The organism is Tatumella ptyseos, from assembly GCF_030552895.1.
Classification (GTDB): Bacteria; Pseudomonadota; Gammaproteobacteria; order Enterobacterales; family Enterobacteriaceae; genus Rosenbergiella; species Rosenbergiella ptyseos_A.
On sequence record NZ_CP130649.1, the window covers coordinates 1589624 to 1607790 of the forward strand.

18 protein-coding genes are annotated in these 18167 nt (G+C 45.6%); 10 read left to right on the plus strand and 8 right to left on the minus strand.

What is annotated here, in order from left to right; translation table 11 throughout:
• Positions 1-149: 149 nt before the first annotated feature.
• On the minus strand, positions 150-923 hold the full coding sequence (locus tag QJR74_RS07490; RefSeq protein ID WP_304373912.1) for an SDR family oxidoreductase: 774 nt from the start codon (positions 921-923) through the stop codon (positions 150-152).
• 147 nt (positions 924-1070) lie between these two features.
• On the opposite strand from QJR74_RS07490, the gene QJR74_RS07495 reads away from it, so the two are divergent.
• A complete protein-coding gene (locus QJR74_RS07495; protein ID WP_304373913.1) occupies positions 1071-1964 on the plus strand; it encodes a LysR family transcriptional regulator in 894 nt (297 codons plus the stop codon).
• A gap of 34 nt (positions 1965-1998) precedes the next feature.
• Here QJR74_RS07495 and QJR74_RS07500 read toward each other — a convergent pair whose 3' ends face one another.
• On the minus strand, positions 1999-2988 hold the full coding sequence (locus QJR74_RS07500) for an aldo/keto reductase (RefSeq protein ID WP_304373914.1): 990 nt from the start codon (positions 2986-2988) through the stop codon (positions 1999-2001).
• 24 nt (positions 2989-3012) lie between these two features.
• Positions 3013-3864: an aldo/keto reductase gene (locus QJR74_RS07505; protein WP_304373915.1), complete on the minus strand. Its 852-nt coding sequence runs from the start codon at positions 3862-3864 to the stop codon at positions 3013-3015.
• Between the two features lie 1237 nt (positions 3865-5101).
• On the opposite strand from QJR74_RS07505, the gene QJR74_RS07510 reads away from it, so the two are divergent.
• Positions 5102-5671 carry a DUF6037 family protein gene (locus QJR74_RS07510; RefSeq protein WP_304373916.1) on the plus strand — a complete coding sequence of 190 codons (570 nt, stop codon included), beginning with the start codon at positions 5102-5104 and terminating at the stop codon, positions 5669-5671.
• A gap of 120 nt (positions 5672-5791) precedes the next feature.
• Here the strand turns inward: QJR74_RS07510 and QJR74_RS07515 are convergent, their stop codons facing one another.
• Positions 5792-6664 (minus strand): LysR family transcriptional regulator, encoded by an 873-nt coding sequence (locus QJR74_RS07515; protein ID WP_304373917.1) that lies wholly within the window; start codon positions 6662-6664, stop codon positions 5792-5794.
• A gap of 134 nt (positions 6665-6798) precedes the next feature.
• Here QJR74_RS07515 and QJR74_RS07520 point away from each other — a divergent pair, with 134 nt between their 5' ends.
• Together QJR74_RS07520 and QJR74_RS07525 are read left to right on the plus strand one after the other, a co-directional pair.
• On the plus strand, positions 6799-7536 hold the full coding sequence (locus tag QJR74_RS07520) for an SDR family NAD(P)-dependent oxidoreductase (protein ID WP_304373918.1): 738 nt from the start codon (positions 6799-6801) through the stop codon (positions 7534-7536).
• Between the two features lie 11 nt (positions 7537-7547).
• Positions 7548-8246, plus strand: coding sequence for an acetolactate decarboxylase (locus tag QJR74_RS07525; protein WP_304373919.1), 699 nt, complete (start codon positions 7548-7550; stop codon positions 8244-8246).
• Positions 8247-8286: 40 nt separating this feature from the next.
• Here QJR74_RS07525 and QJR74_RS07530 read toward each other — a convergent pair whose 3' ends face one another.
• On the minus strand, positions 8287-9018 hold the full coding sequence (locus QJR74_RS07530) for an SDR family NAD(P)-dependent oxidoreductase (RefSeq protein WP_304373920.1): 732 nt from the start codon (positions 9016-9018) through the stop codon (positions 8287-8289).
• A gap of 273 nt (positions 9019-9291) precedes the next feature.
• Here QJR74_RS07530 and QJR74_RS07535 point away from each other — a divergent pair, with 273 nt between their 5' ends.
• Positions 9292-11187: an NAD(P)-binding protein gene (locus tag QJR74_RS07535; RefSeq protein WP_304373921.1), complete on the plus strand. Its 1896-nt coding sequence runs from the start codon at positions 9292-9294 to the stop codon at positions 11185-11187.
• Positions 11184-12386 (plus strand): c-type cytochrome, encoded by a 1203-nt coding sequence (locus tag QJR74_RS07540; RefSeq protein ID WP_304373922.1) that lies wholly within the window; start codon positions 11184-11186, stop codon positions 12384-12386. Before QJR74_RS07535 ends, QJR74_RS07540 begins: the two co-directional genes overlap by 4 nt.
• A 32-nt stretch (positions 12387-12418) precedes the next feature.
• Here the strand turns inward: QJR74_RS07540 and eco are convergent, their stop codons facing one another.
• On the minus strand, positions 12419-12904 hold the full coding sequence (gene eco / locus QJR74_RS07545; RefSeq protein WP_304373923.1) for a serine protease inhibitor ecotin: 486 nt from the start codon (positions 12902-12904) through the stop codon (positions 12419-12421).
• Positions 12905-13079: 175 nt separating this feature from the next.
• Between eco and hpxO the strand changes: the two genes are divergently transcribed.
• Positions 13080-14237, plus strand: a complete 1158-nt coding sequence (gene hpxO / locus QJR74_RS07550) for an FAD-dependent urate hydroxylase HpxO (RefSeq protein ID WP_304373924.1) — start codon at positions 13080-13082, stop codon at positions 14235-14237.
• Here the strand turns inward: hpxO and guaD are convergent.
• Positions 14234-15550, minus strand: coding sequence for a guanine deaminase (gene guaD, locus QJR74_RS07555; RefSeq protein ID WP_304373925.1), 1317 nt, complete (start codon positions 15548-15550; stop codon positions 14234-14236). The genes hpxO and guaD overlap by 4 nt on opposite strands.
• A 170-nt stretch (positions 15551-15720) precedes the next feature.
• Between guaD and ydfG the strand changes: the two genes are divergently transcribed.
• The 3 genes from ydfG to QJR74_RS07570 all read left to right on the plus strand — a co-directional run bounded on the left by ydfG (position 15721) and on the right by QJR74_RS07570 (position 17173).
• Positions 15721-16467, plus strand: a complete 747-nt coding sequence (ydfG, locus tag QJR74_RS07560; protein ID WP_304373926.1) for a bifunctional NADP-dependent 3-hydroxy acid dehydrogenase/3-hydroxypropionate dehydrogenase YdfG — start codon at positions 15721-15723, stop codon at positions 16465-16467.
• A gap of 79 nt (positions 16468-16546) precedes the next feature.
• Complete coding sequence (locus tag QJR74_RS07565) at positions 16547-16882, plus strand: DUF1283 family protein (RefSeq protein WP_441007640.1); 336 nt, start codon at positions 16547-16549, stop codon at positions 16880-16882.
• 15 nt (positions 16883-16897) lie between these two features.
• On the plus strand, positions 16898-17173 hold the full coding sequence (locus QJR74_RS07570; RefSeq protein WP_304373927.1) for a DUF1161 domain-containing protein: 276 nt from the start codon (positions 16898-16900) through the stop codon (positions 17171-17173).
• A gap of 38 nt (positions 17174-17211) precedes the next feature.
• Here QJR74_RS07570 and bioD read toward each other — a convergent pair whose 3' ends face one another.
• The gene (gene bioD / locus QJR74_RS07575) at positions 17212-17889 is read right to left on the minus strand and encodes a dethiobiotin synthase (RefSeq protein WP_304371274.1); all 678 of its coding nucleotides are present in this window, start codon (positions 17887-17889) and stop codon (positions 17212-17214) included.
• Between the last annotated feature and the right edge of the window lie 278 nt (positions 17890-18167).

Here is an 18167-nt window from a genome sequence, read left to right on the forward strand (position 1 = left end):
GCCTATCCGTTCTCGTTGAGTGTCTTCCCACGACATTCACCGCTACAATGTCGCGGGTACACCGCTTCTGAACGCTTTCTTTGAAACTAGACTCGTTAAAAATAACGTTCTCCCGCTATCGGACAAAATTGTCAGGGTTGTAGAAGGGTTTATTTTTTTAAATAGAGCTCCAGCTCGTTAATAATGCAATCAGGTTCTTCTCGCAGAGGCATGTTGTCTATGTCCAGAACCCCATCAATTTTTTGTTCATTATCTGCGTTAAGGTCTGCAAACAGTGGGGTAAGGTCATGTTGTGCTTCGCCTCGCTCAGCAACCAGTTCGAACGTTTTAGATTTTGCCTCATCGTTAGTCAGAGCGCTGACTAAAACTTGGGCGATTTGCTGTCGGGATATCACACCATCTTCTGGTGTTCCCGCATGACGACGATCACCCTGCAGCATAACGATTCTGTGTTCATCATCATTGTTATAATCAAACCAGCCGGGCCTGACGATGGTATAGGGATGACCACTTGCTCTTACCAGACGCTCTGAACGTCTTTTCCAGTCATGGGCCTCAGTGCGTTGATTCCAAGCGCTGAGTCGTTCAGTCACGCCAATCGTAGTCATCAGGCCGATACGAACAGGTGTATCCTTGAATATCCGTAAGATATTACGCACTCCGCCGTAATCTATCGCCCTAGCACCAATACGGCCTTGGCCATCGGAACCAAGCGTAAAGATGATGGCGTCAATGTCTTTCGGTAATTCAGTGAGTGTTTCAGGCATTGAAACATCACCGTAAAATACATCTGTTCCCAGAGGAAGTAATTTTACCTTACGCTTATTTCTGACCAGCGCCACAGGCTGGTGACCCATTTCGATAGCACTATTCACAACATGAAGACCAATACTTCCGGTCGCCCCTGCAACGAGTATTTTCATGACAAACCTTGTGATAATTCAGATTTATTCCGAGGTAGTCAGCATATCAATTATCATTTTTGTCAGTAATAGGGCTAAAATGATTGTGTCTATGAACACCCTTCATTAGTGTGCGATGAAGGGAATGCCTGCGTAAGGAAATCGCCGATGCTGAAAGAAAACTTCAACGAACTGCAAATCTTCATGGTGGTGGCAAGGGAGCGAAGTTTTACCAAAGCAGCGGGTAAACTGGGTGTCTCTCAGTCTGCACTCAGCCACGCGATAAAGGCCTTAGAGGAGAGACTAAATATCCGCCTCTTAACCCGCACCACCCGAAGCGTTGCCCCGACGGAAGCCGGTGAGCGAATTATTGCCTGTCTTGAACCCCGTATTGCCGAACTTGAACAGAAACTGGAATCTTTGGTTCAGCTGAACGGCACCGCCTCCGGTAATATCCGATTATCTGCTGGGGAGCATGCCGCGCGAAGCTTGGTGTGGCCGAAGCTTAAACCCTTCCTCAGGGAATACCCCGAAATCAATCTCGAACTGGTGGTTGATAACGGGTTTGTCGATATTGTTGAGGGGCGTTTTGATGCTGGGATCCGCCTAGGCGAAAGCGTGGATAAGGACATGATTGCGGTAAGAATTGGTCCGGACATTAAAATGGCTTTGGTGGGAGCACCGTCTTATTTCTCTACGAACCCTGAACCACAAACGCCGCATGAGCTACAAAATCATCGGTGTATTAATATGCGCCTACCGACAGCCGGCGGGCTTTATCACTGGGAGTTTGAGAAGGAAGGGAAACCGTTAAGGGTCAGAGTGGAAGGGCAGGTCACGTTTAATCTGCTGGCAGAAAGGATTGATGCGGCGTTATCCGGTTTTGGCATCGCTTGCATACCTGAAGACAGAGTGCAGGGTTACATAAAGTCAGGAGAGCTTATTCAGGTTCTGCAGGACTGGTCGCCATCTTTTCCCGGATATTACCTCTACTATCCGAGCCGCAAGCAGCATCCGCCCGCTTTCGCGCTAATGATCGATGCACTTCGCTACCAGGAATAACGGGTCCACCAACCTCAGTGGACCCGTCTGAACATTAGCGGCCTACGCGGGCCTGATGCTCAGGTGAGTAACGTTCGCCGACGATTTTAATCGTTTCTAGTGCCTGAGTTATTTGCCGTAAGTCATCCTGCGAAAGAACGATGTCGGCAGCTTCCAGGTTTTCCTCCAGCCGATGTAATTTGCTTGTACCAGGAATAGGAGCGATCCAAGGCTTTTGTGCCAGCAACCATGCCAGCGCGATTTGAGCAGACGTCACGCCTTTCTCTACCGCCAGTTCACCCAGCAATGAGACCAGCTTTTCATTAGCTTCAATCGCCTGCTTAGTAAAACGCGGTACAGTGCTGCGATAATCATCTTTCCCAAAAGTTGTTCCTGGTCTAATCGAGCCGGTCAAAAAGCCTTTGCCTAATGGGCTGAAGGGCACAAAACCAATACCCAGTTCCTCCAGTAACGGCAGGATCTCCTGCTCAGGCTCGCGCCACCACATGGAGTATTCGCTTTGCAGCGCAGTAACCGGTTGTACGGCATGCGCACGACGGATGGTTTGCGCACCCGCCTCAGACAGACCGAAATGTTTGACTTTGCCTTCAGCGATTAGGTCTTTCACGGTTCCCGCAACGTCTTCAATTGGGACCTCCGGATCGACACGATGCTGATACAGCAGATCAATAACATCAGTCTTGAGACGTCGTAATGAGCCTTCCACTGCTTCACGGATATGCTCTGGACGGCTGTTTAAAATCTGCTGCTTGTTGTCGTCGCCAAAAGTGAAACCAAACTTGGTAGCGATAATCACACGGTCACGAAATGGTTTTAAGGCTTCGCCGACAACCTCTTCATTAAGGAAAGGGCCATACACTTCAGCGGTATCAAAGAAGGTAACGCCACGTTCAACCGCTGCGCGAATGAGCTCAATAGCCTGATGAGCATCGGTCGCCGGGCCATAGCCATGGCTTAATCCCATGCAGCCGAGCCCAAGGGAGGAGACTTCGAGTCGAGATTGACCAAGATAACGTTTTTGCATTAAATGAATACCTCTTTTATCGACTTAAACATCAAGTTTTCGGCCAGTCAGCCATTCCACCATCGCCGGATCACGGTGAGAAAAGAAAGCGCTGGTTGCGGTATCGAGGGCAGCAATCTGCAGCATATCTTCAGGGCTGAGTTCAAAATCGAGAATATTGATATTCTCAACCATGCGTTCTTTGCGCACAGACTTCGCCAGTGAAATAATGCCACGCTGGAAGATCCAACGCAGTGCAACTTGGCCTACGCTTTTGCCGTACTTCTGGCCGATTGCTGTTAACACGGGATGTTGAAATAGGCCATTTTTACCCTCAGCAAACGGTGCCCAGGCCTCCGGCTGAATGCAATGGCTTTGATTCCATGGAACCGATTGCAGCTGCTGATTGAAGGGATTAACTTCAATCTGGTTCACCGCAGGGGTAACTTTGTTGAAGGCGATAAGGTCGGCCAGACGATCAGGATGGAAATTACTGACACCAATGGCGCGAATTTTTCCTGCCTGGTGCAGTTCTTCCATGGCGCGCCATGCCCCATGGACATCGCCATAAGGCTGGTGAATTAGATACAGGTCGACGTAATCAAGTTGTAGCCGGTTAAGGGAGCGTTCGAACTGGGCTTTGCAGCCTTCGTAATTAGTATCCTGTAGCCATAGTTTGGTCGTAACAAAAAGTTCGTTACGCGCGATACCAGTCTGTTTAAGTGCGTTACCCACTTGTGTTTCATTCTGGTAAGACGCCGCGGTATCAATCAGGCGGTATCCCGTGTCGATGGCATCAATAACGGCTCTTTCGCATTCAGCGGCATCAGACATCTGAAACACACCAAAGCCCAGCAGGGGCATTTCAATACCGTTGTTCAGTTTTACAGTTTGCATGACCTTATCCTTCAGCTGTTGTGTTGAAAAAAAGCATAGCGCAAACTGATTTATTCAATTAGATAGGGTGATCAGCTAGGGTTTATTAGGTTTTTTCATTAATTTAGATGAGGGCTGGTTAGGCTTGTATCAGAGATGGATCTGTAATGATATTTCATATCCTAAGATGGGATGCTACTCAAGGACGTGGTTTGTTGCTTCTAGTTGCATTCACTCATCAGCGATTTCTCCAGCCAACATTTAGTGAGGGTGTAAAAAAACAGATACTCGGCAAGAGCCTTTCTCTTTTGGGATCCAGATAAAACGCCTCCTTCTCTGAGTTATAGGGAAGGGCGGCTATACCTGGACGAAAATGTCATCTGGGATCAATAGTTAGATTTTATCTTTATCTTGACGAGCAGTGCCATCCTTCAAAAGTACGAGAAAAAGTGAGTAGAGAGGATTTGTATGTTTGTCAGTTTACCAGGTTAATCTGGTGAGGTTTAACAGGCCACACATCGAGAGTTGAGATACTTAAGGAATCGGCCAAGATTTCTGGCATGGTTAACGTAGGTGGATGTATTGGCTCCGCAAAGTCCATAATAGACGAAGCCCATAGCGATTATGTTAGGCTCGTCACTCAAGTGCTGCTTACCGAACAGGTAGGTAAAAAAGTCATTAAACTGTCCGATGAAATAGGAAAGATTGTAGCCGGGCCGGGTCAAATGTACGTTTGTACTTCTTATAGTGATAGACGTAAACGAAACGCCGCCAACACAAAATATTGCTCAGTCCATCCATTCCTTAAATTGTGACGAACATGATAGGTAGGGTAGTCACATTATCAACGATAAAATGAATTCTTTGTTTGTTCCTAGGCCACGTAATTTTTGCATTGTTAAGTCATCGCACGTCTGTAATGAAATTTAGGCCACTGACTGATTCATAGGTGAGTGGCTGAAAGAGGAATACTCATGAACTTCCACAATTTAACATAATATACATTATGCGCACCAAGATAAGTTTACGCCTAATATCTAAATTTTCATAAAGCCTTGGGTTTACTCATACCTCCAGCTCGTCTGCGTCTGCAAGCCCTGGAGATATTAGGTATTGGCCCACTAGTAATAGATGGTGTACGTAATAGCACTACTTATGGTAATTTAGAATAATTAAATAAATATACTGCCGCTGTGTCGATAACCTATATACATTGCTCCTTGGTAAAAATTTGGATTAATTTGAAAAGGATAAAGTCATGCCTCAAATTGTTATGCAAAATATTAAAGACCTCTATTACGAGATGCGAAAAAATAATATCGAAGTGCAAATTTATAATGTTAAGTTAGGGGCCATAGGATTTAATGTTTGTTTCTCTATTGCAGAAATCCCTTTCGTACTAACATTGACATCAAGAACTAATACCCCTGAGTTTTTCCTATTCAATATAACTAAAGGGTTTAAAATTGAAACATTGGTAGATAATCCTACATTTCAGAGGCTTAGGAAGCTTTTGTATGTTGGGAATAATGGTGGAAAATTAAAGACAAAAGAATTCTTTCATAATCTTGACAACGGGACCCCTACAAAGTGCAACTTAGCCGAAATTGATAAAAGTGACATACTCAATCTTCGAAGAGATATTACTTACGATAGAGAAAGACCTTATTTTGATCATTGGCGACACCATCTAACCGATGGAAGAAAAGTCAGTGCTGAAAATCTCACTAAAACATTGGCGCTTCTAGGCCGTGCGGCGTATGAAGACTCCCGGAAAAATAATACTTCTGCGATTTGGAGTGCAACCCCTTTAGATAAAGATAAATAACATCATATAACTCTCGGCAAAGAAAATTCTTTCGTGCTCCGAAACGCATCGTCCCATAAGGTATCTATATGCCATCTACTAACGTTACTCAACCTGAACACCCTTCCATCCTATTATTCCCTACCCCATTAAGCCAGCCATTAACTCTTCTTTTATCTCCTTTTTGAATTGATAGATTGCCGTTTCAGGATTGATATATAGCCACATTGATTTTTTGATTACCGGCTGTAACCCCTTGAGCTGGCAGAGTTTAACGCTACCCTTAGCTAATTTACTGGAAATGATTCGTGATGACTCAAATGCGATGCCTTTACCACTCTCGACTGCAGTAAATAGCTGCGAGGCTCGGCTGTAGTATATTTTTCGATGATCAGGGGTAGTCAATTCATTAACCTTAAAAAACTCGTCCCAATGTGCAAGGCCATGCTGGTTATAAAGCAAGGTATGCTCTGTTAAATCTTCCACCGTTTTTATTTTGTCGGCAATCTCAGGTAAAGCAAATGGATAATAAATATCATCCCCTAAGTAGTGATTTCCCGGTACGGTATGCGCTAAAGCATGGAAATAGACAACGACATCCCAATCACTGAGAACCCCTTCGAATGGCCGTTCTTCGGAGACCATTTCGATATTATCGAAGTGATAACTAAGTTCTTCCAGAAGGCGCTGGTTGAGTAATAGCGAGGAGATCCCCGGGGGGGCATAGATCCGGATTTTACTACCCTGCTCTTTTAATTTTTGTAGCCCTTGATGCAATATCTGTAAACTCTTAGTGGCATAGTCTGAGAATATTTCACCTTGCTGCGTTAAGGTTACCCCAGAGCTTTCCCTTAAGAACAGCTTAACCCCCAGACGCGCTTCAAGTTTTTTAATCGATTGGCTTACGGCGCTAACGGTAAGATGTAATTGATGAGCTGCCTCAGTAAAAGAGTTGGCTTCAGCCACAGCAATAAAGGCAGGCAGGCAGCTAAGGACAATCGGGTCATTTTTCATCGCGGGTATCCTAAATATGTTATTAATCGTTTATAGCATAACTTTGCCTTAAGTTTTACTTAATAGCCTTTTAAAAAAGGTCGATGGCTTCTTTCTCGGGTTTTTCTACACTAATGAGACACCAGGAGGAAAATATGACTGAACAACAATCTCTAGCAATAGTCACTGGCGGCTCGCAAGGTATTGGCTTAGCCATCGTCGAAACTTTAGTTGCCGCGAATTATTTCGTCATTATCGCCGACCTAAATGCGCCAATGTCGGACTTAACACCCGCTCAGCTCTCCAACATCCATTATCAGCAATGTGATGTTTCTGATGCCGACTCGGTAAAAGCGTTAGTTGAGTGGGTAATGGCGCAATATGGTCATGTAGAAGTACTGATTAATAATGCCGGCGTGGTCTGCCAGGGCGAGTTAACGTCAGTTAGCCAAGAGGCGTGGCAACGCGTCTTCAAAATCAATGTTGAAGGCCCTTTTCTCTTATGCCGAGCGGTCATCCCCATTATGCAACAGCAAGGTTCAGGGCGTATTGTTAATATCGCGTCAGTCGCCGCGCAAACCGGCGGAGGCTTTTTAGGAAATACCTGCTACGCCGCCAGTAAAGGTGCGGTGATTTCACTTTCCAAAGGTATTGCGCGCGAATACGGTGAAGACGGTATTTGTTGCAATACGCTATGCCCTGGTTATGTAGAAACGCCTTTAACTACGGCGATGAGCGATGCGCAAGTGCAGCATGCCGTGCAAGCTATTCCGGCTAAACGCCCTGGTAGGCCTAGCGATATTGCCCAAGCAATACTACTCTTAGTCAGTGAAAAAAATAGCTATATCAACGGGGTAACGCTAAATGTTGATGGCGGGTTGATTCGATATTAATCGGGAGAATTATGAGTAAAATTACACAATATTCAACAATCGGTGCCCTGATGTCGGGACATTTCGCTGGCGAATTTTCCTTGAATACCCGCCACAGCCCTAAACTGTTCGGGTTAGGCTGTTCATGTGGAATTAGTGGAGAAATTACCGTTTCTAAGGGAGAGTTCTGGGAAGCGACCGCTGGAGAATCCTTACACCACCTTAAGGATAGCCATCTCCCTTTTTTACAAGTCACCGAATTTGAAGCAGAAAATTCATTCGAAACCACCGATATCGACGATGAGAACCTTGAACAACGGTTAATGGAAAAGCTACCCATCAACAATATTTTCTTAGCCGTCAATGTAAAGAGTTGCTTTGAGGAAATGGTAATTCGTCGCCCACAGCGCGATGAGTCTCAAACACGAACTGTAAAAGAGATGGCAGATGTGCAGCAGGTCGATACGCATAAGGCGATAACGGGTCAATTAATTGGCTTTTGGACGCCAGAGCTATTTGGTCGCGTTTCAGTTCCTGGCTTCCATTTTCACTTCCTCAGTGAAGACCATAAAATTAGTGGGCATGTATTATCTTTTAAAGCCGCTAATGCCGTGGTGGATTACCAGGTTAAAGACACTATCGAAATCAGCAACCCACGCAGCGAAGCGTACCAAAAATTAGACATAGATATTGCTGAACTGGATGAGCTTATCAGCCATGTAGAAAAATAGCCTATTATACAAGGCATCCTCGGATGCCTTGTCTTAATCATTAGGCCAGTAAACCACCATCCACAGGCATTGCAATCCCCGTTATGTAGCCCGCCTTCTCACTGACTAAAAAGCCTACCGCATTAGCAATATCATTGACTTGGCCATAAGCACCCGTTGCCACGAAGCTGCTGAGATATTTGGCACCTTCGGTATGTGCAGGGTTTAAATCTGTGTCGATAGGACCTGGCTCAATGACATTAATAGTAATACCTTTTTTACCTAAATCCCGCGCGACACCCTGCGCAAAACCGCGTAGCCCAGCTTTCGTCGCCGCATATACTGAAATACCTTCGTATGGCGCTCGTCCCGCAAAAGCTGAGCCTATTAACACAATGCGGCCACCTTCTTTCATCACTTTTGCGGCTTCGCTGGTTTCAACCATCATTCCACGTAGGTTGAGGTTCAGTACTGCATCAATTTCTTCAGTAGTGACCTCGGTAATGGTTTTATCGTTACCGATACCAGCATTACAAACTAGAGCATCTAGACGACCTAGCTGTTTTACGGTTTCTTTAATGACTAATAGATTTCCCTCAATAGTCGAACCATCAGCTTGAATCAGCGCAACCTTACGTCCTAAGGCGGTAATTTGCTCTGCGACTTCATCGGCTTTCGCCTTGTTACGCGCAAAAGAGATGGCGATATCAAACCCTTGCTCAGCTAATTGACGAGCAATGGCTGCTCCAATCCCACGGCTCCCGCCGGTAATAAGTGCAACTTTACGAGTCATGATTTTCTCCTTATTTGAGGGGGATGCGTCACTGGTCGTGACCGTTCATGTAATGTTAAGGGTAACATTTTTGGCCGGTAAATTGCGGCGATAAGTTGGGAATTCGTGCCCTATCGCCCGAGATAAAAGCTAAATTCTCTAAAATAAGAATTCCAGTGCAGAGATTCTATCCAATCTTCCTATTTATGACAGCCCAACATGGAAGCCTGCGAGAAAAGTCGGTACTCTTAGCGCAAAATAGTCTTATTACAATAAAGAGCAATGGAGAATGACATGCCCATCACTCGGCGTGATTTTTTAAATGGGTCAGCTATCACTTTAGCAGCTGGCTTAACCCCTTTTAAACTCAGTTATGCGGCGGTCACCGCAGAAAATACTCGCTATTATCCACCCGCTTTGATGGGGATGCGGGGTAACCATCCCGGATCTTTTGAAATGGCACATAAAATTGGCCGTGAAGGGCTGATCCCAGCAGTCAAAAAATTATCATCGACAGAACACTATGACTTGGTCATCGTCGGTGCAGGGTTGAGTGGTTTAGCGAGCGCACTCTTCTGGCAACAGAAAATGGGTAAAGATCAGCGTATCTTAATACTGGATAACCATGATGATTTTGGCGGTCATGCCAAACGGAACGAATTTTCCACCCCTGAAGGCACTCTCATCGGCTATGGCGGGAGTGAATCTTTTCAATCCCCTACCCACATCTATAGCCCAGTTGTCTTGGAATTACTTAAATCACTTAATGTTGATATTCAGCAAATGGCGAAGGATTTTGACGTAAATTTTTATCCTGATCTTAATCTTAGCCGTGGGGTCTATTTCGATAAAGCGCACTTTGGTGAAGATAAGTTGGTGAGTGGTGATCCAGATGGTGTAGTGGCTGACGATATTCCACCCAATCGTCGTAATGGCCGCCCTATTGCCGACTATATCAATGATTTCCCCCTCTCTTCGGAAGATCGTCAGGCTCTGATTTTATTACATACCTTACCGAAAGATTACCTAGCAGGGATGAATACTCAGCAAAAAGTCGATTGGTTAGCGAAAAATAGCTATTTAACATTTTTAAAAGATAAAGTCGGCTTGTCGCAAACGGCAATTGCCTACTTTCAGCAAATGACCAATGATTTCCAAGCGGTAGGCATCGATGCAACCGCGTGTAATGATGCTCAACTTTGTGGTTTACCTGGTTTTGAAGCGATGGGACTGCCTGCCTTGGATCCTGAGGATCAAGCTGAACTTTCCGACCCCTATATCTATCATTTCCCAGATGGCAATGCTGGCCTGGCCCGAATGATGGTTCGTCGGCTGATCCCAAGTGTCGCCCCCGGCGATACCATGCACGATTGTGTCACGGCAAAATTTGATTATTCACAATTAGATCGTGAAGCACATCCGGTGCGCTTACGGCTTAACAGCACAGTTGTTAACGTAACGAATCAGGCTGACCACGCTGAAGTGAGCTATTTCGAGGAGGGTGAACTTCATAAGGTCTCTGCCGACAAAGTGGTCATGGCTTGCTACAACATGATTATTCCTTGGCTGATGCCCGAGTTACCCGAAGCGCAAAAGGCCGCTTTACACCAAAATGTCAAAGCGCCTCTGGTCTACTGTAATGTGGTCATCCGCCAGTGGCGTGCCTTTCAAAAATTAGGCGTCCATGATGTTTATTCCCCTGCTGCGCCCTTTAGTATGGTGAAGCTCGATTTCCCGGTCGATATGGGCGACTACCGCCATCCACGTGATCCCAATAAGCCGATTTGTCTACATATGGTACATGTCCCCACACTGGCGGGTAGCGGCTTATCGAATCGAGAGCAATCGCGTAAAGGCCGTGCATGGTTATTAGGTACGCCATTTAGTACCTTTGAAACGATGATCCGCGAACAGTTACAAGGCATGCTCGGGGAAGCCGGTTTTGATCATCAAGAGGATATTCTAGGTATTACCGTTAACCGATGGGCGCATGGCTATTCCTATATCGTTAACACTATGTTTGATGATGAAGACGTCGCAGAAAAGACGATTAAATTAGCGCGCCAGCCCTACGGTCAGGTGGTCATTGCAAATTCGGACTCTGATTGGAGCCCTTATGCCCATGCTGCCATTGATCAAGCTTGGCGAGCAGTCAGCGAACTGTTAATGCCGCAAGGAGCGAAATCATGAAACGTCGATTAGTCTTAGCTGGCTTATTATTGGTTTCTGTGTATGGCCATGCAGCATCAAAGAGTGATTTAATCGCCCAAGGAGAATACTTAGCGAGGGCAGCCGACTGTATGGCGTGTCATACGCAAGATAGTACCAAGCCTTATGCTGGCGGTGTAAAATTTACCTTACCCATCGGCACGCTTTACTCCACCAATATAAGTCCAGATAAACAGCATGGTATTGGTGATTACAGCGAAGCACAATTTTCCCGTGCAGTACGTGAAGGGATAACCAAAGCGGGACAACGCCTCTATCCTGCTATGCCCTATACTGCTTATGCCAAGTTAACTGATCAGGATATTCACGCGCTTTATATCTACTTTATGCAAGGAGTGACGCCTGTTAACCAACCTAATCCTGTTAATGATATTCCATGGTATCTCTCCGCACGCTGGCCATTACGTATTTGGAATGTCCTTAACGCGCCTAAACCTGTAACCCGTTCTCCGTCAAACGAGGAGAACGATCCGATTAAACGTGGAGCATGGTTAGTGGAAGGCCCCGGACACTGCGGTGCTTGTCATACCCCGCGCGGCTGGATGATGCAGGAGAAAGGGTTGACCGCGGCTGATGAACACTACCTTTCTGGCGCGGAAGTTGAAGGATGGTTCGCCCCTTCACTTCGTCAACTCCCTTATAATGCTGAACAAACTGCTCTCATCCTTAAGACGGGCCATAATGCCACCAGCGCGATAACGGGGCCAATGTCTTCAGTCATCACTCACAGTAGCCAGTATCTTACCGACGATGATGCTAAGGCGATAGGTCTGTACTTAGCGTCAATAAGGAGCAATGAAAACAGGCAACCTGTAACAGCGCAAAAGGTGATGACTGATCCCGATAAAAATTATCTGCGCTATTGTTCGACCTGTCATGGCAAAGAAGGAGAAGGCGTAGCGAATGTTATTCCTGCACTTCAGAATAATTTACTCGTAACGGCTGATAATCCAGCGAGCTTACTTCAAGTGATTGCTAATGGTGCTGAAACGCCTCAAACCCAGGGGCACCTCGCTTGGTCAATGCCTGGCTATCGTCAAACCCTTGACGATAGTCAGCTAGCAGAATTAACTAACTATGTGCGAGGTCGTTTCGCTGGTAAAGACGAAAGCGAAAAGGTGACAACGTCACAAGTTAAGGCAATTCTTTCCTCGCATTAGTTCGAAAAAGCGCCCTAATTTAGGGCGCTGACTTACTTCTGTTCTGCGGTCTTCACCTTGGTGTTGGCCTGCCATACACGATATTTAACTTCTATTTCTTGTGGGGCATAGACCACAATGGGAAGTTTACTGTTATAACGAATGAAGCGTTGTGCGGGTTTTAACGGTAGGCTAACAAAGGCTCTCCTCGTCGTTTGCGGTAAGCAAGCCATCTTAGTCGACACTCTACCCGGCTTAATCGCCACTTGGTAATAGTCATAGCCCCACCCTTTAACAGTCTCGGTGCTCAGCGTACCGAGCAGTGAGGTCAGGTTGCAATCCACCAGCTCTTCCTTGCCAATAATCAATTCAACTTGCTGATCATCTTCATTAGATAGAGCCGGTAGTTGAATTACGTGACGCTGTAACCCCGGCAAAGTGGATGGATAAGGTTTGAGTGGATCACTAGCACTGGCGGACAGGGTATACAGCCCACCCAATGCGGTAACTAACCACCCCGCTAACGTTACTCGATTCATTATCAGTCTCCTCTAAAACACTCCCTACAATAGTGCAATGTCCCTAAATGGTGCAAGAATATCTCTCCCTAAGCTACTGATGAGGGAGCATGTGCCTTTGTTACCAATGAAACACCAATTCAATTCTTGGTACAAAAGTTGCAAAGAACAATTATCTGTTAGCAAGGGGTTTATTATGAAAGCAATTATCATTGGTGCGGGTATCGGTGGAATGTCGACGGCTATCGCGCTTGAGCAGAAAGGATTCTCGACACAGGTTTTCGAAGCGGTTAAAGAAATGAAACCGGTCGGCGCTGCGATCTCTATCTGGCCAAATGGGGTAAAATGTCTTAACTCTTTGGGGATGGCTGAAAAAATAAAAGCTATCGGTGGCGATATGCGCACTATGGCGTACTTCGATTATTGTAATGGCGCCCCGCTCACTCAATTTAGCATGTTGCCTTTGGTCGAACGAGTGGGAGAAAGACCTTATCCCGTCGTACGGGCGGAATTACAAAATATGCTTATCGACCATTATGGGAAAAGTCGAATTGAGTTTGGTATGCGATTAGCCGGCATTGAACAAGATGAAAAAGGCGTCACCGTAACCTTTGAAGATGGCTCCCAAGCACAAGGCGACTTTCTGATCGCTGCTGACGGCACACATTCCGTTGCCCGCGCTTACGTAGTGGATAATCCACCCCCGCGCCGTTATGCAGGCTATGTGAACTGGAATGGATTGGTCTCTGTAGACGAGGCCATCGCACCCGCTTCTCAATGGACCACCTATGTGGGTGAAGGTAAGCGAGTATCACTTATGCCGGTAAGCCATCAGCGATTTTACTTCTTCTTTGACGTGCCCCTGCCTTTAGGGTTAGCCGAAAATAGAGAGACATTAAAGGCTGACCTCAAAAATTACTTCTCTGGTTGGTGTCCGGCCGTCCAGACATTAATTGATACGCTTGATGCGTCTACGACTAATCGTGTTGAAATTCATGATATTGATCCCTTCGATCAATTTGTTAAAGGTCGTGTAGCACTACTAGGAGACGCAGCACACAGCACGACCCCAGATATTGGTCAAGGTGGCTGTGCGGCCATTGAAGATGCGGTGGTATTAGCTGAAATTTTAGCGAGTCATTCCCTTGGTATCGAAGATAGCCTACAACGCTATCAGCAACGTCGCACGGTGAGGACCCGTGATTTAGTTTTAAAAGCGCGTAAGCGCTGTGACGTTACCCATGCGGTGAATCCACAACAGACACAGGATTGGTACCAAGAGTTACGCTCGGAAACCGGCGAACGTATTCTCGCCGGATTGTGTGAGACGATTGAAGGTGGACCTTTAGGTTAACAACCGCTTTCAGGGCGCTGAAACGCACAGCGCCCATTCACCCACGTTTCACGAATATTTCGCTCATCCCCTAAGGTCATTAAGACGAAAAGCCGTTCCCATATATCGCGGCTACGGGATTGGCGTAGCTTTTGTAACGGCGTCACGGCCAAATCAATAACGACAAAGTCGGCCTCTTTGCCGGGCATAAAGCTACCAATTTTATCATCCAATGAAAGTGAAGCGGCTCCCCCAAGCGTTGCATGATAATAAGCTTCAGCAACTGTCAGAGCATAACGTTGTAATTGCTGAACTTTATAAGCCTCAGACAAGGTGCGCAACAGCGAGAAACTGGTACCTGCCCCAATATCAGTGCCCATCCCTATTTTCACCTTATGTTGATGCGCTTTACGTAAATTAAAAAGACCGCTACCTAAGAAGAGATTTGAGGTGGGACAAAAACTGATCGAGGATTGTGTTTCGGATAGGCATTGCCACTCAGATTCCTCTAAATGAAGACAGTGTGCAAAGACACTTTTAGGTCCGGTTAACGCATAGTGGTGATACACCCCGAGATAATTTTGATGCTCGGGATACAATTCTTTTACCCAGGAAATCTCTTGCGGATTCTCACTTAAATGTGTTTGCATCCACACATCAGGGTATTCCCGTTTAAGCTGACTAACCGCCTCTAACAGCTCGGGAGTTGAGGTCGGTGCAAATCGTGGCGTTAGCGCATAATGGAGACGACCTCTATTGTGCCAACGTTCGATCAACTGTTTCGTTTGCTGATAACTCTGAGAGACCTCCTCACATAACGCTTCGGGTACGAAACGATCCATCATAACCTTACCGGCGATAAGCCGCATTTGTCGCTGTTCCGCGGCAGAAAATAGCGCTTCTGTCGCCCCCTGATGGACTGACCCAAAGATTAACGCTGAAGTAGTACCATTTTCTAAACACTGATCGAGAAAAGCTGATGCCATCTGCTCGGCAAAAGCCCTATCGTGATATTCACTCTCCGCAGGAAAAGTATACTCTTCGAGCCATTCTAACAGTTGCTCCCCCCATGAACCCACCATGCCAATCTGCGGGAAATGGATATGCGTATCAACGAATCCTGGCATAATGAGCTTGCCGCGCAGATCATAAAAGGTATAGTCCTGCCATTCAGGGAACTGATCACGGTTTTCCCACTCAAACAGTGCATCAATAGTCCCCTGATCAATCAGCAAAACGCCTTCTTCTATATAACGAGCATGCTGACTCGCAAGCGTCACATCATCGAGTCGCGACCTAAAGTCAAAGAAAGAGGCTCTAATTGCATAACGCATAAAAATTCCTTATTTAAATAAAATCTACCCTGCAAGCCATATGCCAATGTCTATTCCTAATTCTCTCGTCTCATCTTGCGTTATCGCCATATTTTGTAAAGCAAAAATGCAGCGCGTTCGAGCAAGGAGTGCTAAGGTAAGTTAATCACTCATTCATCAAGGAAGCACGCATGATTATTTTAGTCACAGGTGTCACATCAGGTTTCGGTGAAGCGATTACTAAACATTTTATCAAACAGGGCTACAAAGTAATCGGTACCGGCCGTCGTCAAGAGCGTTTGCAAGCCTTAAAGGAGCAGTTAGGTGAAAGTTTTTATCCTATCGTTCTGGATGTGAGAGATTATAACGAAATTGAACGGCAGCTTTCTTCATTACCTGGTGCTTGGCAAGATATCGATATTGTCGTCAATAATGCTGGTTTAGCCTTAGGGTTAGGTCACGCTCAAGAAGCTGATCCTAAAGATTGGGAAACGATGGTTGATACAAATACTAAAGGCGTTATGTATGTTTCCCGCGCCGTATTACCCGCCATGGTTAAACGCAATAAAGGACACATTATCAATATTGGCTCGACCGCTGGGAGTTGGCCTTATGAAGGTGGCAACGTGTATGGTGCGACCAAAGCCTTCGTTCGTCAATTTAGCTTGAATCTACGTACAGACTTACATGGTACTGCAGTGCGTGTCACCAATATCGAACCCGGTTTAGTCGGTGGTACGGAGTTTTCAAATATCAGATTTAAGGGCGATGACAATAAAGCCGCGAATGTTTATCAGGGTACACAAGCGCTGACGCCTGAAGATGTGACAGAAGCTGTCTATTGGGTCGCGACTCTCCCTGCACATGTCAATATCAATACGCTTGAAATGATGCCAGTGAGTCAATCTTATGCTGGTTTGCGTGTCGATAAATCTTGAGCGACCGAAGTCTAGATTGAGCGCTGATATGCTAAACTTAGATACAAAGCTTTGTAGTGTTAACTGAAAGGTATAAACAATGAAAAATGCAACAAGGATGCTATCTGCAGCTATGTTATTAAGCTGCTTAGGCGCATTGACTCAGCCGGTAGTGGCTCAGACAGAGCACCTTATCATTGATAATGGCCATACCAATTATAGTAGCGAGCTTTCACGCGAACACAAAGAGCAGTGGGATGACACACGGTCTCTTAGAAAAAAAATCAACACTCGTAATGAAAAAGACTTCAACCGTCTAGATCGCGCAGTGGATTCAAAAGAGGCCTGTCAGCAAAGTCTTAATCTTAATGCTTATTGGGAACCTACCACATTACGTTGTCTTGACAGACAAACAGGTCGCCCCGTTCAACCTTAATCTGAGGAAAAGGTCATGAAAAAATTGAGTTTAACGTTATTGGCTACAATGATCATCGCGCCTACCCTCTCTTATGCTTCTTGCGAGTCGGTCAAAGCGGATATCCAGCAGAAAATTATTCAGAATGGTGTTGCTGAGTCAGCTTTTTCATTAGACGTCGTTCCTAACGATCAAGCAGAGCAACAAGGTGGGTTAGTGGTCGGTCATTGTGAAAATGATCAGCAAAAAATCGTTTATAAACGTAGCGGGGATGATAATTCAGGGTCAACATCCTCTTCCGTTTCGCCCTAAGCTGGAAATAGAAACAGGGCCAAGGCCCTGTTTCAGAATTAAGCGTTAAAGAAGTTTTCAATCGGGCCGATATCAAAGTAATTGACTAGATTTTTTTGATGAGCATGCGGGATGTAAGGGATTTCTCCTAGCTTTGGTGCAGCGATATGCTGTGTCAACAAAGTAATGAGTTGCTGATACTCTTCCAATCCTGGATTAATACGGTTTGCTACCCATCCTACTAACTCCCCACCTTGCTGTAAAATTGACTCTGCGGTCAAAATGGCGTGATTAATACAGCCTAACTTTATCCCTACCACTAACACAACGGGGATTTTCTGTTTTATTACCCAATCTGATAATGGATTCTGCGTGTTTATTCGACTGTGCCAACCACCCGTCCCTTCAATGACAACACGCTTTACTTGAGCCTCAATATAAGACACCCCTGTGGTAAGTTGCTGTTCATTAACTTGGGTAATAGCGCCTGTGCTCACCTCGTTTCCTGTAAAAGGGTAAGGATTTATTTTGTCATAATGCAGTGGGATGGTTGATGCCTGCTGAAGTAATTTCGCATCAGCACATTGTAGGCCCTCTTCGGTCTGTTGAGCATTTTGCGAGAGTGGCTTATAACCGGCACAACTGACCTTGTTCTGTTGTAGCATTTGTAAAAATGCAAGTGAGACAATGGTCTTACCTACGGCAGTGTCAGTCCCCGTGATGAAAACTTTATTCACTATGTTATTTTTCCCTTCATACTCATCGAGAGGTTATTAGTCTAATTAGTTCTGCTTAAGCGTAAATTGCGTTAACGCAAAGTTTCCGTGGATTAATACCTAAGCGAGTATTAAGAGAATGATAGGTATTAGGCTTAACACGCACCTGAGTGCTGGGCGACTGGCCATAAAAAGATTAAAAACTTTTGCTAGTTTCATGAGGGCACTATCGGCTGCTTGAAGCACAAAGATGGCGCCTACAGGCATATTGATTATACTGAGAGGTGTAGATATTGAAT